The organism is Aeromonas enteropelogenes, assembly GCF_020097295.1.
Classification (GTDB): domain Bacteria; phylum Pseudomonadota; class Gammaproteobacteria; order Enterobacterales; family Aeromonadaceae; genus Aeromonas; species Aeromonas enteropelogenes.
This window is the reverse complement of sequence record NZ_CP083625.1, coordinates 189,356-211,672: the sequence shown is the minus strand read 5'-3', so window position 1 is coordinate 211,672 and position 22,317 is coordinate 189,356. Positions and strand designations below refer to the sequence as shown.

Genomic DNA, 22,317 nt, shown 5'->3' with positions numbered 1-22,317 from the left:
GAGATCATGATTGCAGTTGGCCAACCCTTGCCTTCGGGCGAATTTACCTTCATCACAGCCGCGGGCAAGCAGGTACAGGATGCCCAGACCCTGTTTGCCGGCAAGAAAGTGGTGCTGTTCGCGGTGCCCGGTGCCTTCACCCCCACCTGCTCCAACGCCCATCTGCCGGGCTATGTGGTGCTGGCCGACCAGTTTCAGGCCAAAGGGGTGGACGCCATCTGTTGTCTGTCGGTCAACGATGCCTTCGTGATGAAGGCGTGGCAGGAGGGGCAGAACGCCGACGCCATCACCATGCTGGCGGACGGCGACGGCAGCTGGACCCGAGCCCTTGGCCTTGCCAAGGAGACGGGGGCCTTTGGCGGCCTGCGTGCCCAGCGCTTTGCCCTCATCGCCAACGATGGTGTGGTCGAGCAGCTCTTTGTGGAGGAGCCGGGCAAGTTCGAGGTGTCGGATGCCCAGAGCCTGCTGGCGGCGCTGTGAAATCATCAATCGTCGTTTGATTTCCCCTTGAAATAGAAAGGCGGCCCGCTACACTGGGCCCGCTTCTGGAAGAAGCCAGGCCCGTGCCTGGCTTTTGTGTTTGCAGACCATGGAATAGAGACGATATGACCCTGGCTTTTGTTGCCCTGATTGCCGGACTGGCGCTGCTGGTCTGGAGTGCGGATAAATTTGTCGATGGCGCCGCCGCGACCGCCCGTTATGCCGGCATGCCACCGCTGCTCATCGGCATGGTGATCATCGGTTTTGGTACCTCGGCCCCCGAGATGGTGGTGTCGGCCCTGGCCGCCTCCCAGGGCAACCCCGGGCTGGCGCTCGGCAATGCCTATGGCTCCAATATCACCAATATTGCCCTGATCCTGGGTTTGACGGCTCTCATCAGCCCGATTGCCGTTGCTTCCCAGGTGGTGCGCAAAGAGATCCCCATCCTGCTCGGTATCACCCTGCTCTCCGGTGCCCTGCTCATCGACGGTCATCTGGGCCGCACCGATGCGGCCATCCTGGGCGTCGTGTTCGTGGCGCTGATGGGCTGGTCCATCTGGGCCGGCATGAACGGCAAAGGGGATGTGCTAGATGCGGAGACCGAAGAGGACATCGAGAGCGAAGGCATGTCCCTCAAGCTGGCTCTGTTCTGGCTGGTGGTGGGGCTGGTGCTGCTCATCGGTGCCTCCCGTCTGCTGGTATGGGGCGCGGTGACCATCGCCCAGGGCTTTGGCATCAGCGATCTGGTGATTGGTCTCACCATAGTCGCCATCGGCACCTCGCTGCCGGAGCTGGCCTCCTCCCTTATCGCCATTCGCAAGAATGAGCACGATCTGGCCCTCGGCAACGTGCTGGGCTCCAACCTGTTCAACACCCTGGCGGTGGTCGGGATCGCGGCAGGGATCCATCCGCTGGATGTGGCGCCGGAAGTGCTTTCCCGCGACTGGAGCCTGATGATGGGCCTGACCCTGCTGCTGCTGGTGATGTGCCTGGGTCGCAAGGGGCAGGGGCGGATCAACCGGCTGGAGGGGGGCGTGTTGCTCTCCTGCTTCGTGGGTTACACCGGCTGGTTGCTGACCAGCCAGTTTATCTGACGATTCGCCAGACAATAAAAAGAAGGGGGAAGCATCGGCTTCCCCCTTCTGTTTTTGGCGAAGGCCTATCAGGCCACGGCCACCAGCTTTTGCCCCTGCTGGCTGCTATCCAGGATCAGGATGCTCGCCTTGGGGAAGAAGTTGAAGGTGGAAGCCGATGCCCAGGTGTAGGCCCCCATCACCCGGCCGACCACCAGCTCGCCAATCGCCAGATCCGGCAGCATGATGCCATCGCGGATCACGTCCACGCTGTCGCAGGTGGGGCCGGAGAGCACGGCGTTATGCAGCTCGCCGTGGGCATAGGGGGTGCTGACTGGATAGGTGACGTGGTCATAGAGCTGGCCGTTGTAGCTGCCGTAGAGACCGTCATCCAGGTAGTACCAGATCTTGTCGCCGCGGTGAGCCTTGCCCATGACGCTGGCCACCGAGGTCATGGCTGGCGCGCTGATGAAGCGGCCCGGCTCGGCAATCTTCTGCACGGTGGCGGGCAGCTTGGCCAGCGCCTCGCGGATCGGGGCGCAGAAGCCGTCGATATCGAACTCGCCGCCGTCATAATCCACCGGGAAACCGCCGCCGATGTCCAGCACCCAGGGCTTGAGCCCAAGATCCCAGGCCTGCTCCATGATCTCGCGGCAGGCATCGATGGCCTGCACGTGACGGCGGGCGTGGGGCACCTGGGAGCCGACGTGGAACGACAGCCCCATCACCTTGATCCCCTTGGCCTGGGCCAGTTGCAACAGCGGCAGCGCCTGCTCCGGTGTACAGCCGAACTTCTTGGAAAGATCGACCTTGGTCTCGGGATTGGGGAAGCTCACCCGCAGCAGCAGCTTGACCTCGTCCTTGTAGGGCAGGAACTTCTCCAGCTCCAGCGGGTTGTCATAGACGAACACGGTGCAGCCATACTCCAGCGCGTAACGGATGTCGCTGTCGCGCTTGATGGGGTGGGTATGAATGCAGCGCCCCGGGCGGACACCCTGACTGCGCACCAGATCCACTTCGCCATTGGTGGCCAGATCGAAACAGGCCCCCTCTTCCTTCAAGACAGAGACCACCGCCTCGTGGGGCAGGGGCTTGAGTGCATAATGCAAGCGCACATCGGGCAGGGCGGCCGCCAGGGCCCGATACTGTTTGCGGACGGCTGCCTTGTCGAGCAGCAGCAGGGGGGAGCCGAATTGTTCAACCAGCTGACGGTAATCTTGTGCGACCAGGGTCTCGTTCATTCTCTTTTGAAAGTCCTTAGGGGGCGTGATATGCCCAAGCCATATGCGATTGAACCGGCGACGGCCGGGTCAGGCGAGCGGTCCGGCGGGACCAACCTGGCACAGTGCATAAATTGAGAGCAAAGTGCTTGGTTATGCGCTGGATTATCGACTTATTGAGTTTCTGTGCAAGCATTTTGATTGGATATGTTGTTGAGTTTTTCTGCATGAAACGAGATAGAGAATTGCTTTTTATCCCGTCATCTTGCGCGTCGGGACACGTTTGATGCAGGCCAGGTTAACTCTATGATTGTTAACTACTATTTAACATCTTGCCGATGAGATGGCCGATCATGAAAAAAGTGCGGGAGCGGGCCGGCAAGTGCGAGACAGCTCACAATTTTTGGATTACCATGCCCGCTTCCTAATCCAAATTAGTTCGGATGAAGGTAGCAGGAGAGTGATGGGCAACCATCCACCGAAGAAGTGAATCTTTCAGGTACCGGGCAACCGGTGTGGACTGCTACTGGACGATACTCTGGAGAGACCCGTTGAATCGGGCGCCGAAGGAGCAAGGCACCATGATTGCATCGCAATCTGGCGCCGGAAACTCTCAGGCAAAAGGACAGAGGGGATGGGATGGTTGTACTTTGGGTTGTACTTTGGCTTAGCCCGCATCCGATCGCCTCTGGGGATCGCGACACCTATGGGAAGATCATCCTTCTCCTCCTTAATTTCTGTTTCTTAAGGAGGATGCATGTCATCAATTCAAGCGGCGCTCACCGCCATCGATAGTTTTGTCTGGGGGCCACCCCTGCTGATCCTGCTGGTCGGGACCGGCATTTACCTTACCCTGCGTCTGGGACTGCTTCAGCTGGTGCGTTTGCCACTCGCCCTGCGTCTGGTATTCGGCCGTGATCAGGGCCAGGGCAAGCAGGGGGATGTCTCCAGCTTTGGCGCTCTGTGCACCGCCCTCTCTGCCACCATAGGCACCGGCAACATCGTCGGCGTTGCCACTGCCATCAAGCTCGGTGGTCCGGGCGCCCTGTTCTGGATGTGGATGGCAGCCCTGTTTGGTATGGCCACCAAGTACGCCGAGTGCCTGCTGGCGGTCAAATATCGCCAGCAGGATGCCAACGGCCAGATGGCCGGTGGCCCTATGTACTATCTGGAAAAGGGGCTTGGCTCCAGGGTGCTCGCCAAGCTGTTCGCCCTGTTTGGCATCGGCGTGGCCTTCTTCGGGATCGGGACCTTCCCTCAGGTCAACGCCATCTCGGATGCCATGACACTGTCGTTCTCGGTGCCCCGTGAGGCGACCGCCGTTGTACTGACCCTGCTGGTGGGCCTGGTGATTCTGGGGGGGATCAAGTCCATCTCCAGCGTGTCAAGCAAGGTGGTCCCCTTCATGGCCCTCTTCTATATCGCCGCCTGTCTCGGGGTGCTGTTTGCCAATGCCGCTGCCTTGCCGGATGCGGTGGCGCTGGTGTTGCAGAGCGCCTTCACCGGCCATGCGGCCACCGGTGGCTTCGTCGGCGCCGGCATCATGCTGGCGATCCAGTCTGGGGTGGCGCGCGGCGTCTTCTCCAACGAGTCCGGGTTGGGCTCGGCCCCCATCGCCGCGGCGGCGGCCAAGACCAATTCCTGCGTGGAGCAGGGGCTGGTCTCCATGACCGGCACCTTCTTCGACACCATCATCATCTGCACCATGACCGGCCTGACCCTGGTGGTGACCGGAGTGTGGAGCGGGGATCTCAGCGGCGCCGCCATGACCAGCCAGGCCTTCGCCCAGGGGCTGGATGCCCATATCGGTCAGTATCTGGTGAGTATCGGCCTGCTGTTTTTTGCCTTCACCACCATCCTTGGCTGGAACTACTACGGCGAGCGCTGTACCGAGTACCTGTTCGGGGTCAAGGCGATCAAGCCCTACCGCCTGGTCTATCTGGTGCTGGTGGCGTGCGGCGCCTTCCTGCATCTCGACATGATTTGGCTGCTGGCCGATATCGTCAACGGCCTGATGGCAGTGCCCAATCTCATCGGTCTTATCGGCCTGCGCCACGTGGTGATTGCCGAGACCCGGGCCTACTTCAGCCGTGACCGGGATACGGAGTCCGAGCCTGAGCCGCAGACCGCCTGATCTCGCCACCGCGTCTCACGTTCCCCTTGAAAAGAGCAAGCCACGACCCAGGGTCGTGGCTTTTTTGTGGGTGCCTCCAAGGGGCGGGGGCTCAGGGGAGCAGCACAGAGGAGGGGTCAGTCAGTCGTCAGCAACCGTTGCAGTCTGTGGTTGACCTCGGCCACCAGTTCGCCATCGCTCCCTTGCCAATGGATGGCTTGCGCGAGCGTGGTGGAGGTGCCCGGCAAAAAGCGCAGCTCCCCGCCCGCCAGCTCGTAGAAGCGGCTCGCCATCCGGGTACCCTCATCCACATCCCCCGTCACCAGCAGCATGGCCTGGGCCAGCACGGCGCCGCCGTGATCCTGACTCGGAGCCAACCAGCGCTGGGCGGTGCCGGTTATCTTGCGCCCCCCGATCACCAAGTTGTACTGGCCGTCACAAAACGAGCCGGGCACGAAGTCATAGCTCCCCTCAAGGCCGTATTGCGCCAGCAAACTCAGCAGCGGCGCGCCCAGCTGCCGGTAGTAGTGGGCGAGATCCGTGGTGGTGCGGGGCAGCAGCAGGGAGAGGTTGAGGATGCCGGCGCCGTGAGGCACGGCGGTGCCACCGCTGTCGCGTACAAACACGGGCCAGCCTTCGGCGGCGAGCTGCTCGCAGGCGCTTTGATAGTGAGGCAGCCGCGTATCCTTGCGGGTGACGATGAGGCATTGGGGCGCCTGCCAGAGGTGAGCCATGGCCGTACCTGTGTGGGCGCAATCGCGCAGCCAGTGCTGCTCCCGGGCGAGGATTTGATCCAGGGTATGGCTTTCAGGCAGAGGAGGAAGCAGGGAGTAGGGCATGGTGGCATCCTGAAGCATGACAGGCTTTGCACACTACCCGTGGCGGGTAGCCAGGTAAAGCCCCGCATGGCGGGGCTTGATGGCCGTTAACGGGGAGCTTGGGCGCAGGGCTTGCTGCGTTTGGGCAGCAGCAGGTTCAGGACGATGGCGGTGAGGCCACCGGTGGCGACGCCGTAGGAGAGCACGCTCTTGGCCAGCTCCGGAAGATGCTGCAGCACCTCCGGCACCTGGGCGACCCCCAGTCCCATGGCCAGCGACACCGCCAGGATCATCAGGGCACGGCGGTCGAGCTCTTCGCGGGCAATGATGCGCACCCCGGCGGCGGCGATGGTGCCGAACATGACGATGGTGGCGCCGCCCAGTACGGGCTCGGGGATCTGCTGCACCAGGGTCGCCACCGCCGGGAACAGACCGAGAAGGGCCAGCATGGCGGCGATGAAGAGGCCGACGTGGCGGCTGGCCATGCCGGTGAGCTGAATGACCCCGTTGTTCTGGCTGAAGGTGGACATGGGGAAGGTGGAGAAGAGCGCCGCCAGCATGGAGTTGCAGCCGTCGGCCAGCACGCCGCCCTTGATCCGCTTCATGTAGACCTTGCCGCTGACCGGCTCGCCGGAGACATCCGAGGTGGCGGTCATGTCACCGATGGCCTCGAGCGCCGTCACCACGAAGATGATGGCAAGCGGCACGAACAGCTGCCAGTCGAAGCCGAGACCGTACTTGAGGGGGACGGGTACCATCAACATCGGCCCCTCGAAGGTAGGGGCATTGATCTTGCCAAGCAGCAGCGCCACGGCATAGCCCACCAGCATGGCGATCATGATGGCGGAGAGGCGCAGCCAGGGGTTGCGGCTGCGTTGCAGCAGGACGATGAGACCAAGCACCAGCAGGGAGAGAAACAAGTTGCTGTGGCTGGCGAAGCTGCCATCGGCGAGGGCACCGTAGCCGCCCCCCATGCTGATGAGGCCCACCTTGATCAGGGTCAGACCGATAAGCAGCACGACGATACCGGTCACCAGCGGGGTGATCACCTTCTGCACCAGGTGCAGGCAGCGGCTCAGGATCACCATGGTGAGGGCCGCCACCAGCATGGTGCCGAACAGGGTACCCAGCATATCGTCGGTGGGCATGGCTGCCTGTTTGAGGGCGAGGCCGGAGGCGATGATAGGACCGAGGAAATTGAAGCTGGTGCCCTGCACCGAGAGCAGGCCGGAGCCGACGGGACCGAAGCGGCGGGTCTGGATGTAGGAGGCGATGCCGGACATGACCAGCGACATGGAGACTATATAACGGGTATCTTCGGCGGGCAGGCCCAGGGCGTTGGCGATGATGAGGGGCGGGGTGATGATGGCGACAAACATGGCGAGCATATGCTGCAGGGCGGCGAACAGCGTCTGGGGCAGGGGCGGGACATCGTCTATGCCGTAGACCAGTTCGCTGTGTGCCCGCCTGGGGGGATGGGCCTCGGGGGCGGTCTGCGTGGTGGCAACCTGTTCCATAAAAACCTCAACGTGTGTGGGGATGGGGAGAAAAATTGGGCGCTATTGTAGAGATTGGCGCGCCGCTGACCAGCGTTTATTAATCAGAAAAAGGTTTATTTTTCGGTGGGTTGAAACGTTTGCGCGTGGCGATTATGATATGTCGCTTTGTGTGAGCCAGATCTCCTTTTTATTCGTTGCGCAAATGACATTCTTACCACTTAGTAGGTGTAAAATGGGCCCCCGACCTTGATGTGGAGCCGCTGGATGCTCAAGTTGTCAGAGTTCTGGAGTGCCAAGGCACACTCCGAAGACTTTACCCGCACGCGCATGGGCTTTATGACGGTGCGTTTGCGTTTGCTCACCTGCCTGTTGATCGTCGGTTTGCCCGCCTGGGCATTGGTGGATTGGCTGACCCTCTCCCACGCTCATTTCGAGCAGCTGCTTCAGGCCAGGATCTTCTGTGCCCTGGCGCTCTCGCCACTGATCCCGCTCTCCTACCTCATCAACTTCAGACTGCAGCGCATGAAGCTGGCGCTCGGCTACCTGATGGTGGTGATGATGCTCTTCTCACTCGTCAGTTTGCACAGCTTCGGAACCGAGCAGCAGCTGCAGGTAGGCTATGTGGTGTTCCCTTATCTCTTGATCACCCTGTTTGCCATCTTTCCCATTCCCCTCCTGCGCGGTTTGCAACTGGCCGGCGTGGTGCTGCTGACCATGGTGCTGGGGCGCTGGTTGTTGGTGGGGCAGACCCTGTGGAGCCAGGCCACCCTGAACCAGGTGTGGGTGCTCAGCCTGTTTGCCATGGCCAGCTGCTGGGTGCAGTGCGGCCAGCTCAACATGCTGCTGCGCCTCTATCGGGAGTCCACTACCGACGAGCTGACCGGCATGATGAATCGCCGCCTGCTGCTCAAGCAGCTGGAGCAGGCCCGGGCCCGGTTGCTGACCAGACAAAAGCCGTTTGCCGTGCTGCTGCTGGATCTCGACCGCTTCAAACGAATTAACGATATCTATGGTCATCTGGCGGGGGATGCGGTGCTCAAGGAGGTGGCTACTACCCTGGATGAACAGCTGGAGTCCGGCATGGTGCTGGGGCGTTATGGCGGTGAGGAGTTTGCCATCCTGCTGCGCAATTGCGGCGATCCATCGGAGGCAGCCCGCATCGCCGAACGGCTGCGGGTATCGGTCGAGGCGCGTCTGGTAAAGAGCCCCACTTCCGATGAATTGCTGGAGGTGACGGTCAGTATTGGCATCGCTCTGGCGCGAAGAGGCGAGAGTATAGATGCCCTTATCAATCGGGCCGATGAGAGCCTCTATCAGGCCAAGATGGCGGGGCGCAACTGCGTGGTGGTGGAACGCCCGCAGGCCGAAAAAGCAGATGCCGCCTGAGGGCGGCATCCTGTGGTTTGCTTGGGCGTGAGGGTCAGCCCAGGCGGTATTTGCCGGAGAGCTGCTGGGCCAGCTGCTTGAACATGTTGAACACCGCCATGGTCTTGCCGGTCGGGGTGCCATCTTCGGCCAGGAAGTACTCCCCCTTGAACACCAGGATCTCCCCCTTCTGCTCCACCGAGTCGGCACGCATGCCGTGGATGAAGTCTTCGTGTTCCCGGATCATCTTGTTGGCCATCTCCAGCAGGGCAGTCTCGGTGATCAGCTCTTTCTGTGGTTGCATGCTCGTCTCCTTAAACGACTACTGGACAGGGGCATAGCAGGCCCTGCCTCTGATTGAAGAGGGGGCTAGCATACTGCAAACGGGGTTTTTCTGTCATTGATATGACCCCGGGTTTGTTCTCTCCTATCCCATCACCAGGTTTCTGAGCCAGCGGCGCTGGCGGATCCTGTGCTGCACCAGCAGTACCTTGCTGAGCTCCTCCAGCAGTACCACGGCGACCACCCATGAGAGAGGCCAGCCGAGCAGGCTCACCGCCACCCAGGCGAGCGGCAGGCCGATGCACCACATGCCGACAATGTCGATGAAGATGCTGTAATTCACATCGCCCCCCGAGCGCAGCACCCCTATGATGCCCACCATGTTGAACACCTTGAGCAGCATGCCAAGACACATGATGGCGAGCACCTGCCCCGCCTCGCCCATCAGCTCGGGGGGGAGGTTGCCGACCCACTGCAGCAGGCTGGTTTGCAGCAGCCAGACCGCAACGCCAACCAGCAAGGCGCCCACGGGGGCGATCACCAGAAACAGCTGGGAGTGCTGCCAGGCCGCCTCGTACTCCTCGGCCCCGAGCCGGTGGCCGAGCAGGGTGGAGCAAGCCACCGCCAGCCCGAAGAAGAGGGAGATGAGGATGCTCTCCAGCGTCCCGAGGGTGGTCATGATGGCGAGCGAATCCGTGCCAAGGTGGGCATAGAGAAAGCCGTAGAGCAGCATGCCGAAGGCCCAGAGACCGTCATGAAACAAAAGCGGCAGGGCGATCAGGGTAAAGCGCACCACCTCCTTGCGTTTGAAGGCGGCCAGCCAGTCGACAGCGCGCGGAACAAGGCGCGACTCGTGACGTCTCACGTAGAGCAAGAGCAAGGCGGTCTGCAGCAGCCGGGAAATCGTGGTGCCCCAGGCCGAGCCGGCCACCCCCATGGCCTCGAAGCCGAAGTGGCCGAAGATGAGGACATAGTTGAGGATGACGTTGGCAATGATGGCGATGATGCCGATGCGGGTCGGCGCCGTTGCGTTGCCGATGGAACGCAGGGCTGACTCCAGCGGCACCACAATGGCGGTGCAGAGGATGGTGGCGCCGGTGATCATCAGATAGTGGTCGGCGAGCGGGCGCAACTCGGGATCCTGGCTGGCAAAGCCCAGCACGCTACCCGGTGAGAGCAGGTAGACGAGGGCAAACGGCAGGCTCACCAGGGTGGCCCCCACCAACGCCAGCGCCAGGGAGCGGCGCACCCCGGCCATCTCGCCGCGACCATAATATTGTGCCGCCAATACCGAAACCCCGCCTGCGAGGCCCGCTATCACCAGCAGATTGAAGAAGAAGACCCGGTTACCCAAGCCGACAGCCGCCACAGCCGTGGTGCCAAGCTGGCTCACCATCATGATGTCGATGAGACCGAGCAGGGAGAACATCATGGACTGCAGTGAGACGGGCAGGGCCAGTCGCAACAGTCTGGACATGAACTCGCGGTCGGTGGTTTGTTTTAAAATTGCTTGCCAATAATTCATTTGTGTTAACCGGGTATAAGAAAAGCAAGGCTTGTCAGAGGTATGATAAGAGGCTAAGCGGGTGGCCTCACTGTGAGTGAGTCTCGGTTTTCTTGTGCAAAACTATCCTGTTGGGGTGTTATGGAATTTGTCAGCGAGTGTCTGGAAATTGCACCGTCTTGCGAGGAGCGGATGCTGGGGCGTGAAGGTCTGCCCCTGCTCGGCGAGGCGGGCATCTTCCTGACCGGCTTGTCGGTGATCCGTGAACACTACCTTATTCGTCGCAACCGGCCCGAGTTTCACATCCTGATGGTGAGCCACGACGAGGGGGGCGCACTGCTCACCGACGGGGGAGAACAACCCATTCCTGCCGGGTCGCTTATCTTTTTGCCCGCAGCCGTGCCGGGTGGCCTCAAGCTGGTGGGCGAGCAGTGGCACACCAGCTGGATCCTGCTCGACGACGTGCCGCGCTGGCAGCATCTGCACCGGCTCGGTCATCGCATCTGGCAGGGGGATGGCGGAGAGCAGCTCCATCATCTGCTCAGCCTGATCCAGGGAGAGGGGGTCCGCTCGCCCTTGCAACCCCAACTGCTGAGCCTGTTGCTGGCGCTCCTGGAGCGTACCCTGCAGGGTGAGGTGCGTGGCACTCCCGAGATCCGGTTGCAGGCGCTGTTTCGCCGGGTGGAGGCGCATCTCGACGAGCCCTGGAGCGTGGTTCTACTCGCCGATCAGATGGCCTGCTCAGTACCCCATCTGCATCGCCTCTGTCGCCAGGTGTTCGGCATGGGGCCCATGGCCTGGCTCACCCAGCTACGGATGAACAAGGCGCGCCAGCTGCTGCTCTATACCAACTGGCCGCTGGCCGAGCTGGCCGGCCGGGTCGGTTACAGCGATGGCGCCAACTTTGCCAACCGCTTTCGCCGGCTGACCGGCCAGACACCGGGCGCCTTTCGTCGCCTGGGTCGCAAACCTTTTGCAACGGATGTGCAAACTCTTTGAAATTAACGGCGCAAGCCCATAGGATCGGCTGGCCCCAACGTTTAGGTACCAGACCCATGTTTGAAGATAATAATCAGAAACGTCCTCTCTACATTCCCTACGCCGGTCCGGCCCTGCTGGAGACCCCGCTGCTCAACAAGGGCAGTGCCTTCACCAGCGAAGAGCGCAGCAACTTCAACCTCGAAGGACTGCTGCCCCACAACATCGAGACCATCGAGGAGCAGGCGGAGCGGGCCTACCGTCAGTTCATGGCGTTTGGCAACGACATGGACAAGCACATCTACCTGCGCAACATCCAGGATACCAACGAGACCCTGTTCTACCGTCTGCTGCACAACCACCTGACCGAGATGCTGCCGGTTATCTATACCCCGACCGTGGGCAAGGCGTGCGAGGAGTTCTCCAACATCTATCGCCGCGCGCGCGGTCTGTTCATCTCCTATCCGGACAAGGACAGGATCGATGACATGCTGCAAAACGCCACCAAGCAGAACGTCAAGGTGATCGTGGTCACCGATGGCGAGCGGATCCTGGGTCTGGGGGATCAGGGGATCGGCGGCATGGGCATTCCCATCGGCAAGCTCTCCCTCTACACCGCCTGTGGCGGTATCTCGCCGGCTTACTGCTTGCCGGTAGTGCTGGACGTGGGCACCAACAACCAGCAACTGCTCAACGATCCCTTCTACATGGGCTGGCGCAATCCGCGTATCTCGGGTGAAGAGTACGCCGAGTTCGTCGATGCCTTCATCCAGGCGGTCAAGCGCCGCTGGCCGGAGATCCTGCTGCAGTTCGAGGACTTTGCCCAGAACAACGCCATGCCGCTGCTCAACCGCTACAAGAACGAGCTGTGCTGTTTCAACGATGACATCCAGGGCACCGCCGCCGTGACCCTGGGCAGCCTCATCGCCGCCTGCAAGGCCTCCGGTGCCAAGCTCTCCGAGAAACGGGTTGCCTTCCTCGGTGCCGGCAGCGCCGGTTGCGGCATCGCCGAGCAGATCGTGGCCCAGATGAAGGCCGAGGGGTTGACGGATGCGCAGGCGCGTGGCCGGGTCTTCATGGTGGATCGCTTCGGCCTCATCACCGACAAGATCCCGAACCAGCTCGACTTCCAGCGTCGTCTATCCCAACCGGTGGAGCGCATTGCCGACTGGCCGGTGGGGGACAACATCTCCCTGCTGGAGGTGATGGAACACGGTCGCCCGGACATCCTCATCGGGGTCTCCGGCCAGCCGGGGCTGTTCACCGAAGAGGTGGTGAAGACCATGCACAAGCACTGTGCCCGTCCCATCATCTTCCCGCTCTCCAACCCCACCTCCCGGGTCGAGGCGACCCCGGCAGATCTGATCCGCTGGACCGATGGTCAGGCTCTGGTGGCGACCGGCAGCCCGTTTGCACCCGTGGAGTACAAGGGCAAGCGCTACGTCATCGCCCAGTGCAACAACTCCTTTATCTTCCCGGGGATCGGCCTTGGCGTCATCGCCTCCGGCGCGACCCGGGTGACCGATGCCATGCTGATGTCGGCCAGCCGTGCGTTGGCCGAGTGCTCGCCGCTGGTGAAAGGGGAAGAGGGGTCACTGTTGCCGGATCTGGCGGACATTCACGAGGTCTCCCGTTACATCGCCAAAATGGTAGCCAAGACAGCCATGCTGCAGGGCAAGGCGGTGCAGACCCCGGACGAGGTGATCGATCAGGCCATCGAGGCCAACTTCTGGCACCCCGAGTACCGCCGCTATCGCCGGACCTCCTTCTGATACGGTCGCGCGAGTAAAACAAAAGGGATGCAGCAGCATCCCTTTTTTGTGCACCTCTGTCATCGTAATGGCCTCATGAAGCGGGACTACTCACCGACCTGCTGGGTACCGGTCACCCGGATCTCGACCCGGCGATCCGGGGCCAGGCAATCGATCAGCGCGGCTCTGGCCTTGATGCCATCACACTGGCTGCCGGTGACCGGGTTGCTCTCGCCGTTGCCCTGAATACTGACCTGATCTGCTGGCAACCCCTTGTTAATCAAAAAGTTGGCGACCGTCGTTGCGCGAGCCTCCGATAGGGTCTGGTTGCTGGCATCCGAGCCTATCCGGTCGGTATAGCCCATCACCATGGCACTGCCATCCTTGGGTTTAACGTCGACGATTTGCTGGTAGAGTGAATCGAGCGCCTGCATGCCTTCCGGTTTGAGATCCGCCTTGCCAAAGGCAAACAGCACGTCCGAACTCAGGTTGAAGGTCTGATCCACCGGTTCGGGTGCGGGCGGTGGTACTGGCACCACCATGGGAGCGGGTTCAGGTTCGACCGTTTTGCTGCGGTTGGGATGGATCACCAGCTCCAGGGTAGCTGCGCTGATGTCACTGACCCAGCGCTGGGTGCCGCTGCCAACCTTGTCGTTGTCCGAATCATCCCCGACCCGCACCATGTAGCGGTAGCGCGCCTGAATATCGATCCAGTCGTGCACTCTGGCGGTCAGCCCGAGTCCGGCCAGCGGGGCCAGGCTGTCATCCCCCCCGTTGATGGAGTTGACGTGGTAGATATAGCCACCCCCTTCGGCAAACACCGAGAAGATGTCGTTGAGAGGCAAGCGGCCGATGACGGAGAGGGTCGCCCCCTTGCTGTTGAAGTCCGTGCCATTGATATCCCAGTCACCGGTAGAGAGGTAACCGAGTTCGGCGCCCAGGTTCTCGTTGAAGTTGTAGCCCCCGAACAGGGAGAGTGCGGTCGCGTTCTTGTCGGCATCCTGGCTGAAATCATCCAGATCGTGGGCGATGGCGACGCCGCCACCGATCCCGCCGTACCAGTCGTTGGCATGGGCCGCCGAGGGCAGTGTCACGGCCAGCGCCACCGCGAGCCAGACGGGTTTGAGTGTCTTGTTCATCTTGTATCCTCATTTGTTGTTATCTGGGGCTGCCTTCCAGTTTTCAGGTAGCTGCCGCTCTTAGTTATAGGTGATACCGACTGTTTAACCAGTCAGGCACTGCGAGGGGGAGCACTCATGGGGCAATGGGTGGCCGGGAGTGGCCGAATGGCGCGCAAAAAAAGAGGGAGCCCTTGCGGGCCCCCTCGGCTTGTATGCATCGGGTTGCGAGATTATTCGGTCACTTGCTGTACGCCGGTGACTCGCACTTCTACGCGACGATCCGGGGACAGGCAGGAGATCAGCTCGGCCTTGCCCTTGACGCCGTCACACTGGTTGCCGGTGACCGGGTTGGCTTCGCCACGACCTTCGATGGAGACCTTGCCGGCCGGCAGGCCCTTGCCGACCAGGAAGTCGGCCACGGTACGGGCACGGGCTTCGGACAGCTTCAGGTTGTAGGCGTCAGAGCCGATGCGGTCGGTGTAACCGACGACCACGGCGCTGCCATCTTTCGGCTGCACGTCGACGATGTCCTGATACAGGGTGTTCAGCGCTGCGGCACCTTCCGGCTTGAGGGTAGATTTGCCAAAGGCAAACAGCACGTCAGAGCTCAGGGCGAAGTTCTTGTCGACGACGACCGGCGCGACAGGCTCGGGCTCGGGAGCGGGAACCGGTGCAACATAGGAGGTACGGTTCGGGTGCAGTACCAGTTCCAGGGTCGCAACGCTCATGTCGGTTTCCCAAGTCTTCGGCTCGTCGCCCAGGTTCCACAGATAGCGGTAACGGGCCTGTACGTCGATCAGGTCGGAGAGCTTGGCGGTCAGACCGATACCGGCCAGCGGTGCTGTGCCGTTGTCGCTGTCGCCATTGCCGTTGACGTGGTTGAAATAGGCACCACCTTCCGCAAACAGGGAGAAGACATCACCCATGGGCAGGCGAGCAATACCGGACAGGGTGGCACCCTGGGTCTTGAAGTCGGCTCCATCGATACCGCCCTTGCCGGCATAGAGATAGCCAAGCTCGGCACCAAAGTTTTCGGTGAAGTTGTAGCCGCCGAACAGGCTCAGGGCAGTGGCGTCCTTGTCTACATCCAGACCCTGAACATTGTCCAGATCGTGGGCATAGGCCCAGCCTGCACCGATACCGGTATACCAGTCGCCAGCGGCCTGTGCAGTGGTACCGGTGGCCGCGATTGCCAGCGCAATCAGAGTGGGAGCCATTTTGATTTTCATCGTTTTATCCTCGTTGCGTGAGCCCCTTGAGGGCATTCTGTGCACTTGTTTTTATGGTGGCGAAAAAATTGCCAACAAGATGGATAGCAGATGGCTTCGGGACACTCATGATGCGTCTACATCATGGACAACAGGCCGGACAGAAGCGCTTTTTAGTGCTTATCCAATGCCTTAGAGGCTTAGCTACTTTATGCTTTTGAGGTAGTACAGGCAAGCTAAGAGTCAAATGTGACAGGGGGATGTCAGGAAGGAAGAGGGGATAAACAAATGGGGATGCTATTGCATCCCCATTTCGCACTTTATCTTGCGCAGTTCAGATTATTGCTGAACTTCTTGTACGCCAGATACGCGAACTTCTACACGACGGTCCGGGGCCAGGCAGGAGATCAGCTGAGCCTTGGCTTTCACGCCGTCACACTTGGTGCCGGTAACCGGGTCAGCTTCGCCACGACCTTCGATGGCAACCTTGCTGGCAGCCATACCCTTGCTTACCAAGAAGTTGGCAACGGTGCGGGCACGGGCTTCGGACAGTTTCTGGTTGTAAGCGTCGGAACCGATACGGTCGGTGTAACCAACGACAACAGCGCTGCCATCTTTCGGCTGGAATTCAACGATTTGCTGGTACAGAGCGTCCAGAGCCTGAGCACCTTCCGGTTTCAGAGTGTCTTTGCCGAAGGCAAACAGCACGTCGGAGTTCAGGGCGAAGCTCTTCTCGACAACTTGCGGAGCCGGAGCTTCTTCAACAACCGGAGCCGGAGCCGGCGCTACGTAGGAAGTACGGAACGGGTGGTATACGGCTTCCAGGGTAGCCACGCTCTGGTTGGACTTGTAGTGGGTGCCTTCTACGTTCAGGTCAGCCACGTCCCACATGTAGCGGTAGCGAGCTTGCAGATCCAGGGCGTCGTTGACTTTGTAAGTCACACCGGCACCGGCCAGCGGGGATACTTTGGTATCGCTGATGCCCAGACCATCGGTGTGAGCCCAGTAGGCGCCGCCTTCAGCGAACAGGGAGAAGTCGTTGCCCAGCGGCAGACGAGCGATACCGGACAGGGTGGCACCCTGGTTCTCGTAGCGCAGACCTTCGGTGTTGCCACGGCCAGCGTACTGGTAGCCCAGCTCGGTACCGAAGTATTCGTTGAAGTTGTAACCCACGAATGCGTTGGCAGCAGCCGCGTCTTCTTCACCGTTGTTCACGCCTTCGATCTTGTTCAGACCGTTGAAGTGAGCAGCACCGACACCGGCACCGAAGTAGATGTCGTCAGCAGCGTGAGCAGCAGTAGCACCCATGGCAGCCATGGCGATGGCGATCAGGGAAGGAGCCATTTTCATCATAAAAAAATCCTCGTTGAGAGCGCACGTTATTCACATGCTTCGCACTTTGTCATTTATGTAAGCTGCAGGCTCCGCCGAACGGCTGGCGTCGAGTCTGGCAGATGACCCGGCAGATTCCGGGTCGCACACTCTCCTGGTGTGTCGAGCAACTTGGTCGGGCACGCAAAGGTGAAAACCGCGACCAAGCAGCAGGTGTCATTCCGATGACGAGGCGCACTCTATGCCGTTTTTAAAACATGATCAAGCTCACAAATGCACCGGATACAAAATTATCAGGAAGGGATAACTGGCTGTTTATGCTGATTAATTAGTGATCTAGGTAGGCACGGTGCAGCTTTTTTTCCAGTCTCATATAGGCCTGAACCCAGTCGGGATGCGGGTTGGCCTGATTTTCCCTGGCGGCAAAAACGGCGAGATAATCGACCTCTGTTGCGCTTTGTAACAGCGGAATGAAGCTCGTCAGAAAATGACGCGCCAGATAAGGGTCCAGTGGCCAGATGTTGAGAATGGCCCGAGCCACCGGTTGGACCGCCGCCGGACAGATGAAATGAAGGTGACCTGCCTCCAGCCAGGTGGCCATGTCCGGCATGCCGGAGACGGGGACCAGGCCGCCATCGCCAGGGGTCACGGCCAGCCCGAGAACCTGACCGTTGCGGGTGAGCAGACGACCATGACTGTCCTGGCCACCATCGTGGCTACGCAGGGAAAGAGTCGGTTCATCCTGTTCCAGATAGAGGCTGCATTTGTCTGACAGCTGGGCCAGTACCTCGTTGGCATGATGCTGCAATGCCGAAGGGAGCCAGAAGGCTTCGGCGCGATACTGTTCACCCTGGGTCAGTTGTTGTTGCAGTTGGGATACGTTCGGGACGGTGTGCAGGCGGGAAATAATGCCGGGAAACGCCATACTAATTCCTCTTTATGGGTAGCTGGCGAATTATACGAGCAATTCTGTTGCCAACAATAAGGGTTTCTTTTCGAGACTGTTTACCTGAGGCGGCTGAGCGATTACCATCCCCGTTGATAGCAAGGGTTGTCGCCGAAAGGCGCTCATAAAGATAGAGACTCGACCATAACGAGTCCGTACAAAACTGATACACTTGACTACGAGTCGTCGCGAAAAATAAAAGGCGGAGTACATCCGCCAAACGGAGTATGGAACAATATGAATTCAAATATCGTCACTGTTGGCAAGAAGATCCGTCAGATCCGTGAAGCAGTCGGTTTGAGCCGTCCTAAATTTGCTGATTTGCTGGGTGTTCCCCCCACAACCCTGAAGAACTACGAGCTGGGTTATCGTGAAGTTGGTGGCGCCTTCCTGGTTGCCCTGGCTCACCACCCCGAGCTGCACAAGTTCACCCTCTGGCTGCTGGCTGACAAAAAAGTCGCCGAAATCGGCCAGATCGGACCGGACGACCTCGCCAAGGCGTGAGTGTCACTGTGACAGAAAATGCCGCCATCGGGCGGCATTTTTTTGCCTGGAAAACAGGACTGATAACCGGATGTAGCGCAAATCGTGCTCCAGATAGCGCTTTCCCCTGAAAAATATTGGCAAGCAATTACAAACCTCAGAAACTTCCTACCCTTTAATCCGCTACCTCGCATGATGCGACAGAGAGTGAGACAATAATGAGTCAAACCACCCCCAAGGCCAGAGACGGCTTTACCAGCAAATTCGGCGTGCTGGCCGCGACCCTAGGCTCTGCCGTTGGTCTCGGCAATATCTGGAAATTCCCCTACCTGACCGGTGAAAACGGTGGCGCCGGTTTTCTGCTGGTGTATGTGATCGCCACCCTGCTGGTGGGGCTGCCGGTGATGATCTCCGAGATCATGCTGGGTCGCAAAGGCAAGTCAGATGCGGTCAGCACCCTGACCAAACTGGCCCCCAAGGGGCAACCCTGGTGGCTGATCGCGGCCATGGGCGTGCTGGCCGCCTTCCTTATCATGTCGTTCTACTCCGAAGTGGCGGCCTGGGTCTTTGCCTACATCTTCAAGGCGATCGACGGCTCCATCCTCTCGACCAACCCGGAAGTCACCGGCGCTGCGTTCACGGCGCTCATCACCAATCCGCTGCAGAGTCTGCTGTGGCAGTGGCTGGTGCTGATCCTGATGGGGGGCATACTGCTGATGGGGGTCTCCAAGGGGATTGAGGCGGTGACCAAGAAGCTGATGCCGGTGCTTTTCATCCTGTTGCTGGTGATCGGCATTCGCAGCCTGACTCTGCCGGGGGCGAGCGAAGGGCTCTCCTTCCTGTTCTCTCCGGACTTTTCCAAGATCACCGGTGCCGTGGTGCTGACCGCCATGGGGCTGGCCTTCTTCAAGCTCTCCATCGGCATGGGCACCATGATGACCTATGGCAGCTACTTTCGGGCGGATCAGAACATCCCCGCGACCGCGTTTCGGGTGATGTGCGCCGATCTGTTCGTCTCCATGCTGGCCGGCATCGCCATCTTCCCGGCGGTGTTTGCATTCGGTTTCGAGCCGACCGCCGGTCCCTCCCTGCTGTTCATCACCATACCGGCAGTCTTTGCCAGCATCCCGTTTGGCCACGTCTTCATGGTGCTCTTCTTCGTGCTCTCCGCCATTGCGGCCACCGGTGCCATGCTCTCCATCCTGGAGGTGCCGGTCTCGGTGCTCTCCGAGCGCTTTGGCATGAGCCGCCGCCGGGCTACCCTGATCAACCTGCTGGTGCTGGGGGCGGTGGGTTCCACCTGTGCGCTCTCCAACAGCACCATGGCGGACGTGCAGATCGCCGGCAAGACCTTCTTCGATCTGTTCGACTACCTCTCCTCCAACGTCCTGATGCCGCTGGGTGGCATCTTCCTCTGCCTGTTCGTCGGCTGGGTGTGGGGCGAGGAGCGGATGAGAGAGGCACTGACCAATGGTGGCGAGCTGGCGTTGCCCATCCTCAAACCGCTTTTCTTTATCATCCGTTACGTATCGCCGTTGCTGATCCTGATCGTGATGCTCAAGGGGCTGGGACTCTTCTAGGTTTCGCTGAGCCGAATAGCAAAAGAGCGCCGCAAGGCGCTCTTTCTGTTTTGCTTGTGTGTTGGAGGATGATCAGAGCACCCCGAGTCGCCCCAGTTCGTCTTTGAGCTGATCCAGGCTGCGCTCGACGCAGGCCTCCCCTTCGTTGATGGCATCGACGGCGCGATGAAAATCCATGATGGAGAAGCTGCCAAGGCGCGGGCAGAGCTGGATCTCCGGCGGATCCCCCGCCATCCGGGCCCGGGTGATGCGCTCCTGCATGATGTTGATGGAGCCCGTCATCACGCTCCACATGCCCGGGGTGGCGGGTGTGCTCTCGCCCCGGTTGAGCCACTGGCTGAGCAGGCCGCCGTTGCTGACCTGATCCGGTTGGTCGGTCCAGGGTTGGTGCATATCGGTGTTGAGGTTGACCGCGATCACCACCTCGGCCCCCATGGCGCGCGCCAGGGAGATGGGCACGGGGTTGACCACGGCACCATCCACCAGCCAGTGATCATTGACCCGGGTCGGCGTCAGGATCCCCGGCATGCCGCAGGAGGCGCGCACCGCCTGGCGCAGCGACCCCTGCTGCAGCCAGACCTCGCGGCCGGTATCGAGTTCGGTGGCGACGCAGGCGAAGGGGAGGGGAAGGTCTTCCAGATCCGGGTTGCCCAGGTAGTTGGCGGCGATGCCAAACACCTTCTCGCCGCGAAACAGGCCGCCTGAGAGGGCGGGGTCGAGCAGACTCACCACCTGCAGCCGGGTAAAGTCGCGCACCCAGGCCTCCAGCCGATCCAGCTCGCCGGCGGCGTAGGCTCCCCCCACAAAGCTGCCGATGGAGCAACCTGCGATGAGATCCGGCTTGATACCGAGGCGTTCAAGGGCACGGATGACGCCGATATGGGCCCATCCTCTGGCGGCTCCGCTCCCCAGCGCGAGCCCTATGCGGGGTTTTCTTGGCACGACTTTCCTCCTGAAAGGGGTTGGAACACCAGCTTACCCCGTGTGTTCGCAGGCGTCACTCTGCCATCTTTCACTGCGGTTGCGACCATTGGCCTTGGCCTGATAGAGCGCCACATCGGCGCGGCGCACGGCCTCGTGGTGGGGGATGTCCTCGCAACAGGCGTGGTGGCCCAGACTGATGGTGACGGCAAGACCAGGAGCGATGGCGCCCCAGTCATGCCCGGCGACGACGGCGCGCAGGCGCTCGGCCACCTCGGCGAGCAGGGCACCGTCGCTTTGGGCGATCAGCACCAGAAACTCCTCGCCGCCCCAACGGATCAGGCAATCCTCGCGCCTGAGCTGCCTCTGGCACAGTCGCACCAGGCGGATCAGCACGGCATCACCGACACCATGGCCGAAGGTGTCGTTGACCCGTTTGAAGTGATCCGCATCGAACATCAGAAAACCGGTCTGCTGCGCCGGCGTCAGGGTGTTTTGCTGCTCCAGCTGCGCCAGGTAATGACGGTTGAAGGCCCCGGTCAGATTGTCGTGGCAGGAGAGGTAGTTGAGTCGCTGGTTGAGCCGCCTGGCCCTGAGATTGGAGAGCGCCGCCAGCAGCATGAAGAGGATGGCCAGCAGGGTGGGGCCCGACTGACAGATCATGGCCTGCAGCAGGGGCCAGAGGGAAATGGTGTGGATCAGCCGCAAGGGGGTGTCCGGAATGGCCAGGATCAGGCGCAAGGTGCCCTGCTGCCAAAGATAGGTCGAGGAGGGTGTCAGATCGGCGGGCGCGACCGCGTTTGCCGCGCTGCTGGCCAGCACCTGGCGATACTGGTTGACCAGCATGTAGTCCCCGAGTTCCGGGATCAGCTCGTCAAGCTGCTGATGCAAGCGCGAGAGCTGGATATCCATGCTGAGCATCCCCACCAGATGCCCATCCTGATAGAGAGGGCGTGACAATGTGATGAGCTGGCCTTTCCCTGCGAGGTCGTTGAACGGGCGCGAGATAATGGTGCCCCGCTCCGGGTTATGGGCTGCCAGGGCGTCCTGCCAATAGGTGCTCTGGTAGAGCGAGGGAGAGAAGCGAAACCGGCTGGAGGGGACCCAGGGATAGAGGTAGATAAAGTGGTCCACTCCGGTGAAGTAGACCCAGGCTATCTCATTGTCAAACTCCCGGCTCGCGGTGGAAAGCAGGGGCGAGAGACTCAGGGCCAGATGCAGTCTGGCTTCCCGTTTGCTCCCCGGTGGTGGCAAGGGACCTGCGCCGGTCAGGTTGCCTACCAGCTTCCGGGGCAACTCGAGTGGTCGATGGTCAAGCGCCAACCCCTGGTCCGGTAGTGCTTCGATATAGTGATAGAGCTGGCGGGTCAGGGCTGACTGGGGTGTGCTGCGCAGCCGCTCCTCGGCCTGGCCGTGCATCGCCTCCAGAAACACCTGGCTCTGCCTGAATTGATCCCGCAGATGGATGGCACTGTTGAGGGTGTCGCTCTGGTAGACATCCTCTATCTGCCTGAGCGACTGGCGTAGAGCCAGGATGATGAGCAATGCGGCCAGCGCCAGCAACGGCCAGGTGAAAGGGGAGAAGAAGCGGCGATCAAACAACGTCGATAGGAACAAGGTGTCCACACCTGTTGGTAATGGAG

At 60.8% G+C, this 22,317-nt stretch carries 19 protein-coding genes and 1 riboswitch; of the genes, 8 read left to right on the top strand and 11 right to left on the bottom strand.

What is annotated here, in order from left to right:
* Positions 1-6: 6 nt before the first annotated feature.
* Both LA321_RS00925 and LA321_RS00920 read left to right on the top strand, forming a co-directional pair.
* Entirely contained in the window at positions 7-480 is a 474-nt protein-coding gene (locus LA321_RS00925) for a peroxiredoxin (RefSeq protein ID WP_026458579.1), read from the top strand.
* Between the two features lie 125 nt (positions 481-605).
* On the top strand, positions 606-1,574 hold the full coding sequence (locus tag LA321_RS00920) for a calcium/sodium antiporter (protein ID WP_042073064.1): 969 nt from the start codon (positions 606-608) through the stop codon (positions 1,572-1,574).
* 68 nt (positions 1,575-1,642) lie between these two features.
* Here the strand turns inward: LA321_RS00920 and LA321_RS00915 are convergent, their stop codons facing one another.
* The gene (locus LA321_RS00915; RefSeq protein WP_042073063.1) at positions 1,643-2,794 is read right to left on the bottom strand and encodes a type III PLP-dependent enzyme; all 1,152 of its coding nucleotides are present in this window, start codon (positions 2,792-2,794) and stop codon (positions 1,643-1,645) included.
* A gap of 507 nt (positions 2,795-3,301) precedes the next feature.
* A riboswitch (glycine riboswitch) is annotated at positions 3,302-3,412 on the top strand.
* 118 nt (positions 3,413-3,530) lie between these two features.
* Between LA321_RS00915 and LA321_RS00910 the strand changes: the two genes are divergently transcribed.
* Positions 3,531-4,907: an alanine/glycine:cation symporter family protein gene (locus LA321_RS00910; protein WP_042073062.1), complete on the top strand. Its 1,377-nt coding sequence runs from the start codon at positions 3,531-3,533 to the stop codon at positions 4,905-4,907.
* A 116-nt stretch (positions 4,908-5,023) separates the two neighbouring features.
* Here the strand turns inward: LA321_RS00910 and LA321_RS00905 are convergent, their stop codons facing one another.
* Positions 5,024-5,725, bottom strand: coding sequence for a lipoyl protein ligase domain-containing protein (locus LA321_RS00905; protein ID WP_042073060.1), 702 nt, complete (start codon positions 5,723-5,725; stop codon positions 5,024-5,026).
* Between the two features lie 86 nt (positions 5,726-5,811).
* Entirely contained in the window at positions 5,812-7,221 is a 1,410-nt protein-coding gene (locus LA321_RS00900) for a nucleobase:cation symporter-2 family protein (RefSeq protein ID WP_042027797.1), read from the bottom strand.
* A gap of 246 nt (positions 7,222-7,467) precedes the next feature.
* Between LA321_RS00900 and LA321_RS00895 the strand changes: the two genes are divergently transcribed.
* Positions 7,468-8,589: a GGDEF domain-containing protein gene (locus tag LA321_RS00895; RefSeq protein WP_042073058.1), complete on the top strand. Its 1,122-nt coding sequence runs from the start codon at positions 7,468-7,470 to the stop codon at positions 8,587-8,589.
* 34 nt (positions 8,590-8,623) lie between these two features.
* Here the strand turns inward: LA321_RS00895 and LA321_RS00890 are convergent, their stop codons facing one another.
* Both LA321_RS00890 and LA321_RS00885 read right to left on the bottom strand, forming a co-directional pair.
* Positions 8,624-8,872 carry a YciN family protein gene (locus LA321_RS00890; protein ID WP_042073056.1) on the bottom strand — a complete coding sequence of 83 codons (249 nt, stop codon included), beginning with the start codon at positions 8,870-8,872 and terminating at the stop codon, positions 8,624-8,626.
* A gap of 123 nt (positions 8,873-8,995) precedes the next feature.
* Positions 8,996-10,375, bottom strand: a complete 1,380-nt coding sequence (locus LA321_RS00885; protein ID WP_042073055.1) for an MATE family efflux transporter — start codon at positions 10,373-10,375, stop codon at positions 8,996-8,998.
* A gap of 120 nt (positions 10,376-10,495) precedes the next feature.
* Between LA321_RS00885 and LA321_RS00880 the strand changes: the two genes are divergently transcribed.
* Positions 10,496-11,353, top strand: coding sequence for a helix-turn-helix transcriptional regulator (locus LA321_RS00880; protein WP_042073053.1), 858 nt, complete (start codon positions 10,496-10,498; stop codon positions 11,351-11,353).
* 56 nt (positions 11,354-11,409) lie between these two features.
* Positions 11,410-13,104, top strand: coding sequence for an NAD-dependent malic enzyme (locus tag LA321_RS00875; protein WP_042027788.1), 1,695 nt, complete (start codon positions 11,410-11,412; stop codon positions 13,102-13,104).
* A gap of 86 nt (positions 13,105-13,190) precedes the next feature.
* Here LA321_RS00875 and LA321_RS00870 read toward each other — a convergent pair whose 3' ends face one another.
* The 4 genes from LA321_RS00870 to LA321_RS00855 all read right to left on the bottom strand — a co-directional run bounded on the left by LA321_RS00870 (position 13,191) and on the right by LA321_RS00855 (position 17,669).
* Positions 13,191-14,222, bottom strand: a complete 1,032-nt coding sequence (locus tag LA321_RS00870) for an OmpA family protein (protein ID WP_042073052.1) — start codon at positions 14,220-14,222, stop codon at positions 13,191-13,193.
* Between the two features lie 212 nt (positions 14,223-14,434).
* Positions 14,435-15,433, bottom strand: coding sequence for a porin OmpA (ompA, locus tag LA321_RS00865; RefSeq protein WP_042073050.1), 999 nt, complete (start codon positions 15,431-15,433; stop codon positions 14,435-14,437).
* Positions 15,434-15,751: 318 nt separating this feature from the next.
* A complete protein-coding gene (gene ompA / locus LA321_RS00860) occupies positions 15,752-16,765 on the bottom strand; it encodes a porin OmpA (protein ID WP_042027784.1) in 1,014 nt (337 codons plus the stop codon).
* 307 nt (positions 16,766-17,072) lie between these two features.
* Positions 17,073-17,669 carry a hypothetical protein gene (locus LA321_RS00855; protein WP_042073049.1) on the bottom strand — a complete coding sequence of 199 codons (597 nt, stop codon included), beginning with the start codon at positions 17,667-17,669 and terminating at the stop codon, positions 17,073-17,075.
* A 258-nt stretch (positions 17,670-17,927) separates the two neighbouring features.
* Here LA321_RS00855 and LA321_RS00850 point away from each other — a divergent pair, with 258 nt between their 5' ends.
* Together LA321_RS00850 and LA321_RS00845 are read left to right on the top strand one after the other, a co-directional pair.
* A complete protein-coding gene (locus LA321_RS00850; protein WP_026456659.1) occupies positions 17,928-18,194 on the top strand; it encodes a helix-turn-helix domain-containing protein in 267 nt (88 codons plus the stop codon).
* 197 nt (positions 18,195-18,391) lie between these two features.
* A complete protein-coding gene (locus tag LA321_RS00845) occupies positions 18,392-19,753 on the top strand; it encodes a sodium-dependent transporter (protein WP_042073046.1) in 1,362 nt (453 codons plus the stop codon).
* A 72-nt stretch (positions 19,754-19,825) separates the two neighbouring features.
* On the opposite strand, the gene rssA is transcribed toward LA321_RS00845, so the two are convergent.
* Both rssA and LA321_RS00835 read right to left on the bottom strand, forming a co-directional pair.
* Positions 19,826-20,695 (bottom strand): patatin-like phospholipase RssA, encoded by an 870-nt coding sequence (gene rssA, locus LA321_RS00840; protein WP_042027780.1) that lies wholly within the window; start codon positions 20,693-20,695, stop codon positions 19,826-19,828.
* 33 nt (positions 20,696-20,728) lie between these two features.
* Positions 20,729-22,291, bottom strand: a complete 1,563-nt coding sequence (locus LA321_RS00835; protein ID WP_156141179.1) for a sensor domain-containing diguanylate cyclase — start codon at positions 22,289-22,291, stop codon at positions 20,729-20,731.
* Positions 22,292-22,317 lie beyond the last annotated feature (26 nt).